This window comes from Limnothrix sp. CMB-01, assembly GCF_055193175.1.
Genome location: NZ_CM143720.1, coordinates 2,459,640 through 2,472,500, shown reverse-complemented (window position 1 = coordinate 2,472,500; position 12,861 = coordinate 2,459,640). Strand labels below are relative to the sequence as shown.

At 52.4% G+C, this 12,861-nt stretch carries 12 protein-coding genes; 7 read left to right on the top strand and 5 right to left on the bottom strand.

Annotated features, from left to right (window positions below; translation table 11 throughout):
* The first annotated feature begins 87 nt into the window (after positions 1–87).
* Positions 88–969: a carboxylating nicotinate-nucleotide diphosphorylase gene (gene nadC, locus ACZA91_RS10460; protein ID WP_463186423.1), complete on the top strand. Its 882-nt coding sequence runs from the start codon at positions 88–90 to the stop codon at positions 967–969.
* Positions 970–1,112: 143 nt separating this feature from the next.
* Here the strand turns inward: nadC and ACZA91_RS10455 are convergent, their stop codons facing one another.
* On the bottom strand, positions 1,113–2,684 hold the full coding sequence (locus tag ACZA91_RS10455; protein ID WP_099531481.1) for a serine/threonine-protein kinase: 1,572 nt from the start codon (positions 2,682–2,684) through the stop codon (positions 1,113–1,115).
* A gap of 1,031 nt (positions 2,685–3,715) precedes the next feature.
* Between ACZA91_RS10455 and pheT the strand changes: the two genes are divergently transcribed.
* Positions 3,716–6,202: a phenylalanine--tRNA ligase subunit beta gene (pheT, locus tag ACZA91_RS10450; protein WP_190356288.1), complete on the top strand. Its 2,487-nt coding sequence runs from the start codon at positions 3,716–3,718 to the stop codon at positions 6,200–6,202.
* Positions 6,203–6,226: 24 nt separating this feature from the next.
* Here the strand turns inward: pheT and ACZA91_RS10445 are convergent, their stop codons facing one another.
* Positions 6,227–7,180, bottom strand: a complete 954-nt coding sequence (locus tag ACZA91_RS10445; protein WP_099531484.1) for an SGNH/GDSL hydrolase family protein — start codon at positions 7,178–7,180, stop codon at positions 6,227–6,229.
* A gap of 233 nt (positions 7,181–7,413) precedes the next feature.
* Between ACZA91_RS10445 and ACZA91_RS10440 the strand changes: the two genes are divergently transcribed.
* Complete coding sequence (locus tag ACZA91_RS10440; protein ID WP_190356298.1) at positions 7,414–7,707, top strand: hypothetical protein; 294 nt, start codon at positions 7,414–7,416, stop codon at positions 7,705–7,707.
* Between the two features lie 172 nt (positions 7,708–7,879).
* Here ACZA91_RS10440 and ACZA91_RS10435 read toward each other — a convergent pair whose 3' ends face one another.
* The 3 genes from ACZA91_RS10435 to ACZA91_RS10425 all read right to left on the bottom strand — a co-directional run bounded on the left by ACZA91_RS10435 (position 7,880) and on the right by ACZA91_RS10425 (position 9,982).
* Positions 7,880–8,353, bottom strand: a complete 474-nt coding sequence (locus tag ACZA91_RS10435) for an NAD(P)H-quinone oxidoreductase subunit N (RefSeq protein ID WP_099531486.1) — start codon at positions 8,351–8,353, stop codon at positions 7,880–7,882.
* A 331-nt stretch (positions 8,354–8,684) separates the two neighbouring features.
* The gene (locus ACZA91_RS10430) at positions 8,685–9,302 is read right to left on the bottom strand and encodes a hypothetical protein (protein ID WP_463182293.1); all 618 of its coding nucleotides are present in this window, start codon (positions 9,300–9,302) and stop codon (positions 8,685–8,687) included.
* Between the two features lie 164 nt (positions 9,303–9,466).
* Positions 9,467–9,982 (bottom strand): ATPase, encoded by a 516-nt coding sequence (locus tag ACZA91_RS10425; RefSeq protein WP_463182292.1) that lies wholly within the window; start codon positions 9,980–9,982, stop codon positions 9,467–9,469.
* Between the two features lie 179 nt (positions 9,983–10,161).
* Between ACZA91_RS10425 and ACZA91_RS10420 the strand changes: the two genes are divergently transcribed.
* The 4 genes from ACZA91_RS10420 to ACZA91_RS10405 all read left to right on the top strand — a co-directional run bounded on the left by ACZA91_RS10420 (position 10,162) and on the right by ACZA91_RS10405 (position 12,799).
* On the top strand, positions 10,162–10,893 hold the full coding sequence (locus ACZA91_RS10420) for a hypothetical protein (protein WP_463182291.1): 732 nt from the start codon (positions 10,162–10,164) through the stop codon (positions 10,891–10,893).
* Positions 10,894–10,919: 26 nt separating this feature from the next.
* On the top strand, positions 10,920–11,675 hold the full coding sequence (locus ACZA91_RS10415; protein ID WP_463182290.1) for a hypothetical protein: 756 nt from the start codon (positions 10,920–10,922) through the stop codon (positions 11,673–11,675).
* Positions 11,676–11,713: 38 nt separating this feature from the next.
* Entirely contained in the window at positions 11,714–12,181 is a 468-nt protein-coding gene (locus ACZA91_RS10410; RefSeq protein WP_463182289.1) for a hypothetical protein, read from the top strand.
* Between the two features lie 144 nt (positions 12,182–12,325).
* Complete coding sequence (locus ACZA91_RS10405) at positions 12,326–12,799, top strand: GIY-YIG nuclease family protein (RefSeq protein ID WP_463182288.1); 474 nt, start codon at positions 12,326–12,328, stop codon at positions 12,797–12,799.
* Positions 12,800–12,861 lie beyond the last annotated feature (62 nt).

Here is a 12,861-nt window from a genome sequence, read left to right as displayed (position 1 = left end):
GCTGAAAAAATTTTTGATTGACCGGTTGCGGTGGGGCGCTCAAGTCGAGTTAGGCTTGGGCGCGTTGTTTTTGAAGGGCGTGTGGATATGGCTAAGGGCATGTTGCCGGGTTGGCTACAGATTGATGGGCTACTGCGAGGGTGGTTGCTGGAGGATTTGGGGCGGGGCGATCGAGCAACGTTGGCGGTGGTTCGAGGTGCAGCGAAGGAGCCATGGGGACGGGCAACTTGGATTGCGAAGGCTGAGGGCGTGATTGCTGGGCTGCCGATCGCGGGGCGTGTTTTCCAATTGCTGGACGATCGGGTGGTGTGGAGTGCTGAGGTAGAGGAAGGTGTTGCCTGTGTACCTGGACAACTGCTGGCCCAGGTGTCAGGGCCATTGGAGGCGCTTCTCAGTGGCGAGCGGGTGGCGTTGAATTTGGTGATGCGCTTGAGCGGGGTGGCAACGCTGGCTAGTCAGTATGTGGAGCAACTGACTGGACTTCCCACACAGCTAGCGGATACGAGGAAGACGATTCCAGGACTCAGGATTTTGGAGAAATATGCAGCTCAGGTTGGGGGTGCGGTCAATCATCGTATGGGGCTGGATGATGCGGTGATGTTGAAGGATAACCACTTGGCGGCGGCTGGTGGGGTGGCGGTGGCGGTGGAACATGTTCGATCGCTCTGTCCCTATCCCTTGACGATCGAGGTGGAAACGGAATCCCTGGAGCAAGTGGCAGAGGCGATCGCAGCGGGGGTAGACATCATCATGTTGGACAACATGCCGCTGGCGATGATGCGGGAGGCGGTGGCCATGATTCGCGCCAAGGCTCCTCATATCAAAATTGAGGCTTCGGGCAATGTTTCGCTGGCTACGGTGCGATCGATCGCGCAAACCGGCGTAGATTACGTTTCCACCAGTGCGCCGATGACCCAATCTCGTTGGCTGGACATCAGTATGCGCATCCAAAACACTGACACCCAGTAGGCTGCCGAGATCACCACGCTGCCATGACCACTGAGATCAGGGGTTGATTCGAGGGAGCAAATGAGCGACTGGGCAAAGCGGGAGGCGCGATCGATCAGCCCCGATTCCAAAAATCTGATCCCAAAAACCCGATCCAGCGCACTCTACATAAAGCCGCGCTTACCACTGGGCATGATGGTCATCCAGTTGGTTTTAGCAACCGCCAACTGCTCTTCGTCAATTTTGGCCCCGGTCAGGTTCGCGCCACAGAAGTTAGCCCCGGAAAGGTTGGCATTCGTAAAATTGGCGTAGCTGAGGTCGGCTTTGCGGAAGTCGGCCTTGGCTAAATTCGCCGTGTGGAAATAGGCGCGAATGAGCTGGGCCCCGCGTAAATTAGCCTCTAGCAAGCTGGCTTTGGCGAAGTTTGCTTCCGTTAAATTCGATCCCTGCAAGTTTGTCTTATCGAGCTTTGACTCTCGAAAAATACAGCCGGATAGGTTGACGTTTGGTAGTTCCCCACGACTGATGTTGTGGGCGGCAAAATCCCGGCGGCCTTTGGCGTAATAGGTTTGAACTTCATTGCCCTTGAGCCATGGCATGGGACCACCGGCTTTGGGTTTGTTGCCGCCGCTTACCCGACCGCTGTTGCCGGCTGCCCCCGATAAAGAGCTACCCGTGCTGAGACCACCAGTTAATTCAGGGCGCGATCGACGGGCACGGATGGACTGGGCTAAACGGGAAGTGTTGTTGGCAACGGGCGGCCCACCAAAATTCCCTCCCATAGAAGGACGGGTTGGCTCGGTGCTGACCGGTAGCGCCATACTTTGTGCCAAGTCGTCCATGTAAGGCTCCAGGTCGAGGGCCCGCAGGATGTCTTCAGAACGCTGGTACCGGTTTTTGACGGCAATTTCCAGCATTTTCTTCAGCACATTGGCCAAGTGAGCGCTGATGTGGACGTATTTCTGCCACATCATTTCACCGGTGGTGGGGTGATAGTCCAAATCCTTGGGCGATCGCCCCGTTAGCAAATAAATGCAGGTTGCACCCAAGGCATAGATATCACTGGCATAAACAGGGCGCAGGGATAACTGTTCCGGTGGAGCATAGCCAGGGGTTCCCACCGACACCGCCGTCAAGGCCGTTTGGTCAGAGACAGGGCCCGTTTGCACCTGATCTTTTACCGCGCCAAAGTCAATGAGAACCAGCCGTTTATCCTGTTCCCGTCGAATGAGGTTATCCGGCTTTATATCTCGGTGAATGACCTTATTGGAATGGACGTATTGCAGAATGGGCAGGGCTTCGCTGAGAAATTGCCGAACAGCCGCTTCACTGTAGGGGCCGTTCTTTTTCACTTCACCCTTCAGGGTCATGCCATCCACAAATTCCTGAACAAGATAAAACTCCTTATCCCGTTCAAAAAAGTTCAAGAGTTGGGGAATTTGGGGATGATTGCCAATTTTGCCCAGGGTTTTGGCTTCCCGCTGGAAAAGATTACGCGCCATTTCAAATACATGGGGCGCGGTGGTGGCGGGTCGTAATTGCTTAATGACGCACTTGGGGCTACCGGGCAGGGAGATATCTTCTGCCAAAAACGTCGCGCCAAACCCCCCCTGGCCAAGGGCACGGAGGATGCGATAGCGATCGCCCAGTAGCAACGATGAGCCGCAAGTTTGACAACGTTCGGCCTCGTCGGGATTTTCGGGGTGGGGACAGGCAGGGTTTAGGCAATAGCTCATCCGGCATCACCAAGGATTGCAGAGTCGATCCGGTTGCGGGGTCGATGCGTTGCAAGCCCGAGCAGCATCTTTCATCTCTACGATACCAAAGGCGCTCATCGTTGCACGGGTTTGAAGGAGTTGGGTAGTGGTGACTTTGATTGCTTAAGGATTGCTCTTGCGGATCAGCACCAACTATTCACAGACTCGGATAAAGCGTTAATTGGCAGCGTTTTTGGGATTCAGTGGCTAGGGCTGTTTACGTATTCTTTCGGAGCATACGAGTTATCAATGACACAGATAGATTTGGGATTGAGATCTGGGATGACGGGTTAGCTTCATCCAAATTTCACACAACCTTGCCATTCACCATGCCATTGACAAAGGCGTGATTTGCCAAGGATTCAGTCCACTTCGCTGACCTAAATTCCGCCCCCGTTCACCGGGTGGTGATGACTTATGGCCAGCGAAGCAGGGGTTGTGATGCTGATTTTGATCGGGCGGGATCCCACAGACACCCGGAAAATCAGCCCTTGGCCCAACCAAGAGCGCTAAGATAGTCCCTTGGCAAACTGCCCTCCGTCTTGGGTGATGGGGTTGGTTGGTTCCCGGAATATCAATTTCCGAAGGGTGATCACCCCTCAGGGAATGGTGTGTTCGATTGTTCGAGTTGCTTAGATTTAGCAGCAATCACGCCTAGTTTCCGGGATGTTCCCCCAGCAGTATGCTCATCCGGGAGCAGTGATGCGCCTCTGACGTTCCTAGCCTACTGTGCTGCTGCGCCAATTGGCTGACCTTTCCGAACACTTTGTAGCTTTGTGGGTGACTTTTGTGGCTCCGGGTGGGTCGCTCAAGCACGCTCGATGATGCCTAAGGGGGGATACCCAACGGGAGATGGCCAGCGGATGGTGTCCCGTCGGGTTGGGTTAGCCAGGTTTAGCAGCAGTGGGTTGGTTATGCGTCTGGGGCTGGGATGGAACAGAACCACTACCGTTCTTCGGCTAGTACCACGCCACCTGAAGTATTCAATTCTTGATCGATAGACTGAATTCATGCGTATCTCTTTGAACTGGCTGCGTGAACTGGTCCCCTTCAACGCGACGGCGGAGCAGTTAGCCGAAACTCTGACCTTATCGGGGTTTGAGGTGGAATCCATCGAGGATTTGCGGGCGTTGGCTGATGGGGTGGTGGTGGGCAAAGTGCTCGATCGCCAGCAACATCCCAACGCCGATCGCCTGAGTGTTTGTACGGTGGATGTGGGTCAGGCGGAACCCTTAACAATTGTTTGCGGCGCGAAGAATGTGGCGACGGGGCAAACGGTGGCCGTCGCAACGGTGGGCACCTATCTGCCAGCGGTGGATTTGAAGCTGAAACCCACGAAGCTGCGGGGGGTTCCTTCGGCGGGCATGATTTGTTCCCTGAGTGAACTGGGCCTGGCGAAGGAGTCGGAAGGGATCCACGTGTTTGCGGAGGGCGAGTCTCTGGCGGCGGGGATGGATGTGCGGCCGCTGTTGGGGCTGGACGATGTGATTTTGGACGTGACTTCAACGGCAAACCGGGCCGATGCGTTGAGCATGGTGGGAATTGCCCGGGAAGTGGCGGCGCTGGTGGGGGGTGCGGTGACACTGCCGCCAACGACGGCGACTTTGCCCGATCGCCTGGGATCGGGGGTGACGGTGCGGGTTAGCGAATCCAAGGCTTGTCCGACCTATGTGGGAACGGTGATTGAGGGCGTGACGATCGGCCCGTCGCCGGATTGGTTGCAGCGCCGCTTGCAGTCGGCGGGCGTGCGGCCGATTAGCAATGTGGTGGATGTGACCAACTGGGTGATGTTGGAGTGGGGTCAGCCGCTCCATGCCTTTGATCGCGATCGACTGCAAGGGATCTGCGGTGGTTCGGAGCTGGCGATCGGGGTGCGTTATGGCCGGGCGGGCGAAACGCTGAAAACTTTGGATGGTCAGGAGCGATCGCTCTCGCCCCAGGCGCTGTTGATTACGGGGAACGATCGCCCGATCGCTCTGGCCGGCGTGATGGGTGGTGAGGAAACGGAGGTTGATAGCAGCACGACCAATTTGCTGTTGGAAGCGGCCCTGTTTGAACCGGCGGCGGTGCGGCGATCCGCTCGCTCGATCGGGATCCGCACGGAGGCTTCCACCCGCTATGAACGGGGCACCAATCAGGTGGAATTCGGTTTGGCCCTGCAACGGGCGATCGATCTGATTCTGCAATTGGCGGGTGGGCAAGTGGTGGCCCGCGACCAGGCCGATGCTCGTCCGCCCCTGGAAACCTTCAGCCGCACCCTGAATCTCCGGCTCGATCGCTTGCACCAAATCCTGGGGCCCCTGCAACCGCCCGAGGGTGAAAAGGTTGATGAAGCGAGCGACCTGCGCGACTTTGTGCCCGCCGAGGCCGTGGAACAAATCCTGAGCAGCTTGGGTTGCCAACTGCGCGTGACCACCGCCGGAACCCCCGAAGGTGGCGGCCGCGAGTGGGAAGTGATCGTGCCGCCCTATCGCTATCGAGACCTGGAGCGGGAAATTGACCTAATTGAAGAAGTGGCTCGCCTGTTTGGCTACAACCGCTTTTCGAGCACCCTGCCGCCCAAGAGCGAATTTGGCTGCTTGCCGCCAGACATTGCCCTGCTGCGTCAGATTCGGGAACTGTTCCGGGCAGAAGGCCTGACGGAACTGATGCACTATTCCCTTTGCAAGCCAGCGGGCGGCCGCCAAGTGACCTTGGCCAATCCCCTTTATGCGGAATATTCAGCCCTGCGCACGGAGCTAATTTCTGGCCTCGTGGATGCCTATCAATACAACCTGGAACAGGGCAACGGCGGGCTGAACGGCTTTGAAATTGGCCGTGTGTTCTGGTCTGAGGAGGATGGACTGTTTGAGGCAGACAAGCTCGGCGGCATCCTGGGGGGCGATGCGCGGCGTGGCCGTTGGACGGCGGGCGGCAAGGAATCACCCCTGACTTGGTATGAGGCGAAGGGCATTTTAGAGGCAGTGTTCGATCGCCTGAATCTGTCGGTGGAATACCAGGCCGATCGCGCCGATGCTCGGCTCCATCCAGGGCGTACCGCTTCCCTGTGGTTGCGGGGCAACCGCCTAGGAACCTTTGGTCAACTGCACCCGGAACTGTGCCAAGCGCGGGATCTGCCCGCTGAGATTTACGTGTTTGAGCTAGATCTGGAAACGATCTACAAGGTGGCGATCGACGATGCACCGCCGCAACCGAAGTTTGCGCCCTATGCCACCCTGCCCGCCAGTAGCCGCGATTTGGCTTTCTTTGCGCCAACTAAGGTGACCGTGGCCGAGTTGGAGCGCACCATGGCCAAGGCTGGTCGGCCTTTACTGGAACAGGTGGAGCTGTTTGATGAATATCGGGGCGATCGAGTGCCGGAGGGGCAACGCAGTTTGGCTTTCCGCTTGCTCTATCGCAGTCCCGATCGCACCTTGACCGATGAGGATGTGGAACCGCTGCACCAAAAAGTGCGCGATGCCATTACCGAGAAGTTTGGGGCGACCCTCCGCAGCTAAGGATCAGGACAACCAACCCGCGGCCTAGCGCGATCGGGAGAGGGTGAGCAAACTGGCCACCCGATCCACGATCGCCTGGCTCACCAATCCATTGCCCAACTCCGAGAGGTGAATTGAGTCGCGGAAGAGGCCCGATCGATTAGCCAGCCGCCAATCCGGTAGAAAATCCAGCAGTTCAATGCCCTCCTGGCGGGCAAACGCCACCAGCCGATCGCGGGCCTTGGCCTCATAGTCACGCCCTTGGCCCGCCACCTCCCGCACCAGAGGCGTAATCGCCACCAGAAAATCCGCCTGGTTCCCTTGGGCCAAATCACGAATTTGGGCGATCGCGGCTAGGTTCAGCCCCACCCGATCGCCCGGTTCTGGGGGGCGATTTTGCAATTGAGGGGGCATCTGGGGCGGCCGCACCCGTTGCCACAGTTCCAGCCAAGCCAAGGGAGGTTCCCGATCGGGATAGTTAGGATCCAAGCCCACCGGCAATGAGGACGGAGCCATCGCAAACAAATCATCGGTATTCAGCAGCAACACCACCACTTGTGCCGAAAACGTGCCAAAGCGCTGGAGATAGCCCAGCTCATTGCGCGGGCCCCAGGAATTGGCTGAAGCATTTAAAACCTCGATCGGGCGATCGCGCACTTGGGCCGGCAACCGTTGCATCAAGCCCCGCTCCAGCAAAGCCCCCATCGTGGCCTGATCATCCGTCCACCAGCCCCCGTTGGCGATGGAATCCCCCAACAGCAACACCCGCGTGGTTCCCTCCCGCAGGGCCGGGCTACGCATGGAATAAGCATTCACCGTAATCCGGTTGCCAAAACGCCGAATTTGCCGATCGGGCTTCAGGCGATACCCCGTGTGGGGATCAGCCACATAAAGCGGTGGGTGGCCAAACCCAAACCCCCACCGCAAAACCCCTTCCCCAATTGCGAATAGGGCGATCGCCCCGAAGCATCCCCACAGGAGCCACTGCGCCACAACCATTCTCAACTCCTCAGCCGATAACCACGATCCCCAATTCATGGATCACCCCCGATTCCCCGGTTTCCTCGCATCCTCCGAGCATCCATCGCCCACCCCATTCACCTCAAACCGGGGACGATCGAGGACTGCAAGCATGTCATCAAAGCAGAATAGTCCCACCCCACTGCTGAATTAGGCGGCCGTTTTCTGTCCGGACTCGCTAAAATCAGTACCGGAAATTTTTACGATTTCGTTTGGCTCCTAGCCCCCATTCAGCAGCGATCGACCGAGCGATCGAGCGCCCGTCCCCTCGCCGGGGCCCGCAACTCCTCGATTTTGTCACCGGCCGATCTCCCCGGGCGAGCTACTTCAATCTTTCGCAACTCTTTCGCAACCCCCACAAGATCATGTCAGACCTCGATCGCGGCATTATGAAATTCAAGGGAGCCGATAGCCCCGTGGCGATCGCCCTCTCTGCCACCTTCATCCTGGGCGGCATCGTAGCCCTGATTGTTTGGGCGCTGCAATCTGCCTACAGCCTGAACTAGCACCCTAGCGCCCTAGATTCCCGTCGCTTAGACAACACAAAACCAGCAGCCAGAAGCGGCCGCTGGTTTTTGGTTATTTTGGATGGCTTTTGAATGCCTGCTGGATGCGTCTCAATTCTGGTTAAGCATCAAGCAAAGCGAGTCAGAGGCGATCGCCTAGCCCACCCGAGTGCTACACAGGCGTGTTTTTCAGGGGCATCCAACGCAGGGCCCGATCGCCCCCCATTTCCACCACCACCTTCACGCGGGGATCCAGCTTCGGCAGAGCGCAAAGAAACTCAATTTCCTGGCGCGAGAGCACAAACCCTTCCAGAATCCAAATCAACAAGCCCTTGGAACGGGGCGACAGGCCCGTAAGCTGCGTTTCAATGATGGGCGGAATAAAGTACGTCTGAATGTCTCTCTTGCCCAAGTGGGCGGGACGAACTCCATGCACCCCGGTCAGGTAAGTATTCGGGTCGCCTAAGCCACGCGCCGTCAACTTCACGGCGGTGTAACCATTGGCTCGGATGCGGCGAATATAGCGACCTTCGTAGCCCCCTTCCAAGGGCGCATAGAAGGCTAAAGCGCCGTGGGTTTCGAGATCGCGCACCAGGCGCTTACCGTCTGCGAAAAGCGAGAAGACACTATCTTGCAGGGCTACCATAAGCGTTTGCGCGATCGCGCGGAATGCTGGACTAGAGCGATCGACCCCAAACCATTACGGGCTGGTCGATGACCCTAGGCAATCTTACTACGCTCGTTTCAACCACAGGCGGTCGATCGGGCGGGAAATCGATTGCTTTTGATCATGAGTCCGATAGCGATTCGATCAAGCCGCTCAGCCAGCGCTGCCCTTGAAGCTCGATCGGGCCGTTAATCCCCAACGACTCGATGAATCTGTAGTGGCGTTGATCAGTTACCGGTTTTCCAGGAATTTGACCCGAAAACTCAGTTTGGAACTGAATTGGCCAACCGTTAGTGACCTCGCTGATTGGTTAATTCGAGTTCTGCGATTTTGCTTCTACACAACTGACCAGAATGCCAAAGAGCCGATCGAGCGGTTCGATCGCATATTCCCGCAAGTCGATCGTCACTTGATCACCCCGAAATTCCAGAAACTTCCACAAGGAACCAGTTGTAACCAAACCATAGAGGGGCGATCGCTCGTTCCCGCGTTGCCGATTGAAGCGATCGGCGGCAATCAACTCGGCAATGCATTGCCCCAAGCCTGCATTCAGGTTTTCGTTTTTGGCTTCCACAATGGTCAGCACGGGCGCTTTAATCCACAGTTGCTCTGAGGATTGACTAATTAGGAAATCAACCCGACCTGTGAGACCCAATTCTGAATCTACATTGAATTCATTGCCCGAAAACAAACTGATCTGATCATTAAACCAATGCTTTAGCGCTAACAGAATCGGTGCAATGATCATTTCGGAGCGGGCTTTTTCGGTGTTGATGGCGACTGCGATCGGGGTGTTGATTTGCAAAAATTGTGCCAGCCAGTCGGGAGGCATGACAGTGGGGCGATCGGCGAAGTAGTCCCGACTTTCGATCACGTCGATGCCAAAATCCCCAATAATCCGCTCCAGGGTAAATTCGCTGTAAGCCATTGGAATTGATTATTTTCCCGATTGTTTGAGTTTGGCATAAGCAAAATAAAAACCTTTACCAGTATCCCATAGGGTGGGCAATGCCCACCTAATAATTGCTTCATGGCATCTGTGATATGGCGTACCAATCGTTCTAGGTAAAGGATACATCTATCCAACTTGGGTTAAGAATTTGAATGTCCCAAAATTCGACTGATTTGCTCATCACTCAGCCCTTCATTTTTCATTCGAGCGATCAAATTATCCAGATTCAAATCTTGTGTACTTTGATGGGCTGATGATCTTTCATTCATCTGCTCTGGGAAAGTAATACCATTGGCAATAAAGTTACTAACTTGATTAATATGGATCGCATTTTTGCCGGATGACGAGTAACTATATCGGCTAACAGCAGCTTCTAGGTTGCGCTTATTCACTGTTTCCCCTAAAGCATCACTCAGCGTTTTCCAAATTTCAGCAGCCGTCTCTTTAATATGGCTCAGGCTATAGCCATAGTCATTAGCAATTTTCAGATACTTTTTCTGACTCAATACGCCTCTGACAATTTCTTCTTGCAGCGTATCCAGGTGCTTGCCAGTTTCCGAAAAGAAAATATAGTCGACAAATCGGACAATGATTTCGCTCTTGCCATCAATCATGGACTTGGCAACCCTTGCGATACTGATGTGCTTTGCGCTCAAGCATACTACATCCTACCAAAACCTACTTTGGGAAAATATCAGCGCCTTACAGAGAGCATCATACTTCAACATACCAAAGTATACCAATTCCTACCTTCTGTCACTTGGCATCATCCAAGCGAAAGGGATACGATACTAGCGTTTGTATTAATTTAGCAGTCTCCAAAAAATCAGACACAATGCTCGTCAGAGCCTCTAAGTTTTTAGCAGTTCTTTTCTTATCGCAACTTCTTTTGGCAGGCTGCTCTTCTAGTAGAGGCATTTTTGTTACGCTTCTCCTAGATTACTCAGGTTCCAACATTGCAGTGAATGAAAGGAATAAAATCCCTCAAAAGATTTGCAAGAAAATTGTACTAGCTTTAAATAGTAAAGACTATTTCACTTTTGGTAAATTTGACTCCGTGTTTCCCAATCCTCAATCATTACGACAGGTAAAGAAGTTTAATATACGCACAAGGAAAGATCTTGCCAATAAGCAGTGTCCCGAGCTGCTGAAAAAGAGTACAGATCTCAATCATCCCGATGGTACAGATGTTTACACAGCCTGGTCAGCCTTCTATCAGGCCTACGAGGAACGTCACATGGCGAGAGTCAAAAGCCAAAGTACAAGTTCTCAACTGAACTATACTGAGCTTGTTTTCATCGTTGCTGATGCTCTAGAAAAAGCAAATGAAGGTAAAGGGAGCCAAGAATTTCATGATTTCAAAGAATCTATTACTCGCTTCATTAAGCGCGGCAATAAGGTCGTCTTCTTTATTAACAGTGCACCTGATCTCGACTCACTTGCAAAGAATTTGCCTCTAAATGGCATTGAAATTCATCCTTACGGTAAAGATGGTAAGAGCTTTGAGCCAATTATAAATTCTGCTTACTCTGCCACGAGATCTGCCTCAGTTCAACGGAATAATTAGTTACCATCCTTCACAAGGCAAGGTCTATGCAGGCTCACCACATTGCACGAAGAAAGAGTTGGTTGAAATACTCAGAGAAGACCTACGATAGGCTTCCTGATACCGAGCGTGCCTATATCGAGGCTGCAATTGAAGATTATGCAAAAATTTGCTTGGCAGAACGTAGGGATCAAGATTTTGAATTTCCCGAAGCTCCACAATGGATGGAGTGGGCTTTACGGGTAGTGCTGGCAATCTTGGGAGGATTATCTTTTACGGTTTTGCCAAGTATTGTTCTGGAGAAGACGAATGCCGCAGATACAGATGACTGGTTTACTGTCTTGGTGGTAATTATCGGAGTATTTTTGGCATTTCTAGTTCATACGACTGTTTCTCACTTTTTGAAAGAATTTGATCTTAACCAAAAATATTCATCTACTCTGGAAGGACTAGATTTAGAGTATGGGAAGGCAGGTGATAAATGTCTACAGAAATTATTTATTGAGGAGCAAAAGAAATTCTTGAACAAGCAAGAGGAGAGTTCAAAATATTATCCTTCTCTGTTCCTGAAGATTGCTGTAGTAATGGTATCAATTTTCGAGGTCGGTGGAATTTGGCATCTCATGTACCGAGATGGTGAAACACCTGATTTTATAATTGTTTTAATCGTTTCTTTGCTTCCTTTGATCCTTTTATGGATTCTTGGATGGGTGACATCATCGAAATTCCTGGTTCCAAAAGCTTGCCAAGAACTGAGACGAAAATATGCCTACGCAATGGCAGAAATCAATCATCAGTTTTAGAATGGTTAATCTACTAGAAGTTCATTGGGATCTGAGCTGTGACTGACAATAGTGAAAAGCTTGAAAATTTGCGGAATCAGTTGTTTGGTGATAGTGCAGAACGAGAATGTCGAGAGGTTGTAATTGACTACCTCTTGGAAAAACATTCAACGGAGACCAATAAACGTAACTCTATTCTTCAACTCGAGGGAAGAATTAAGTATTATGAAGAATTAAAAAGAAGGTATTACGATGCCTTATCTGAAACATCCTACCGCTTGACTTCTCGAAAGAATAGCAATCTTGGAGATGCAGACCAGACAAATTTCGAGGCTAGTGGTCAAGGCTCAGAAGGTTTTCACCTAGAAAAGTATAAGCAAAAAGTAGTTGATGACTATCAGAGTGAACTTGAAAATAGCGGTAAGCGAATTACAGACTTGATTTTTTTGTGTGATGAGAAAATTGATCAACTTAAAGCACAAATTGATCAAGAGCTTAAGGCACAAATCAGTCAAGAGCAGGAATGAAGATTATGCTGATTCAGCTATTTTCAGTCTAAGAACCTAGATCTTTCGCTTTTTTTCAAAATGTACCACATTTTTACTCCTTCAGATGAATTTAGGTTTAACCGAGCCTGGTCTAAGCCACGCTATCACTTTCTCAAGGATCAAATGGAAGTATTTGATGCGCGGGGAATTGTTGATAGGCGATGGAAAGTTGGTAAGCAGCTCAAGATAGGAGACGTTCCTAATTCACCTGGTATTTATTTAATTCAAGACGAGTTCGGAAAATATCGCCTTGAGAATATCTACTGCGGTAAAAGCGAAGCCAAAAAGACTAGCGGCATTCGTTCTCGGCTGACATCACACTTTCGTGGCAAGGGTACAAAGGGACTCGATGTAGATGTCCTTTACACTATCCGTTGGGCTGAATCTGACTGTCCAGGACTTGCCGAGGCTCTTGCAGTTATCTTTTTCCAGCCGCAGGCAAATATTGCAAAAGACTGGAAGGATTCCCTGAGAGAGTCTCTCCAGAGTGCTGATCCACGAGCAATGCTTAAGGAAGCAAAGCGATTAGGTTTTTGCGAGAAGCCCTACGGAGATGCCTTCATGGGTCGGCTACTTGAACAGTGTCGATATCTTTGATAACTATGACGAGTCATACCGGGATGACTTTCACTGTTTGTTGTTGTTCGCCCCTTGTCTCT

What these genes read in the sequence shown, in the direction of transcription:
- ACZA91_RS10435 (WP_099531486.1), bottom strand. Translation starts at nt 8,353, where the DNA reads ATGGTAGCCCTGCAAGATAGTGTCTTCTCGCTTTTCGCAGACGGTAAG.
- pheT (WP_190356288.1), top strand. Translation starts at nt 3,716, where the DNA reads ATGCGTATCTCTTTGAACTGGCTGCGTGAACTGGTCCCCTTCAACGCG.
- ACZA91_RS10405 (WP_463182288.1), top strand. Translation starts at nt 12,326, where the DNA reads ATGGAAGTATTTGATGCGCGGGGAATTGTTGATAGGCGATGGAAAGTT.
- ACZA91_RS10430 (WP_463182293.1), bottom strand. Translation starts at nt 9,302, where the DNA reads ATGGCTTACAGCGAATTTACCCTGGAGCGGATTATTGGGGATTTTGGC.
- ACZA91_RS10415 (WP_463182290.1), top strand. Translation starts at nt 10,920, where the DNA reads ATGCAGGCTCACCACATTGCACGAAGAAAGAGTTGGTTGAAATACTCA.
- ACZA91_RS10445 (WP_099531484.1), bottom strand. Translation starts at nt 7,180, where the DNA reads ATGGTTGTGGCGCAGTGGCTCCTGTGGGGATGCTTCGGGGCGATCGCC.
- nadC (WP_463186423.1), top strand. Translation starts at nt 88, where the DNA reads ATGGCTAAGGGCATGTTGCCGGGTTGGCTACAGATTGATGGGCTACTG.
- ACZA91_RS10455 (WP_099531481.1), bottom strand. Translation starts at nt 2,684, where the DNA reads ATGAGCTATTGCCTAAACCCTGCCTGTCCCCACCCCGAAAATCCCGAC.
- ACZA91_RS10420 (WP_463182291.1), top strand. Translation starts at nt 10,162, where the DNA reads ATGCTCGTCAGAGCCTCTAAGTTTTTAGCAGTTCTTTTCTTATCGCAA.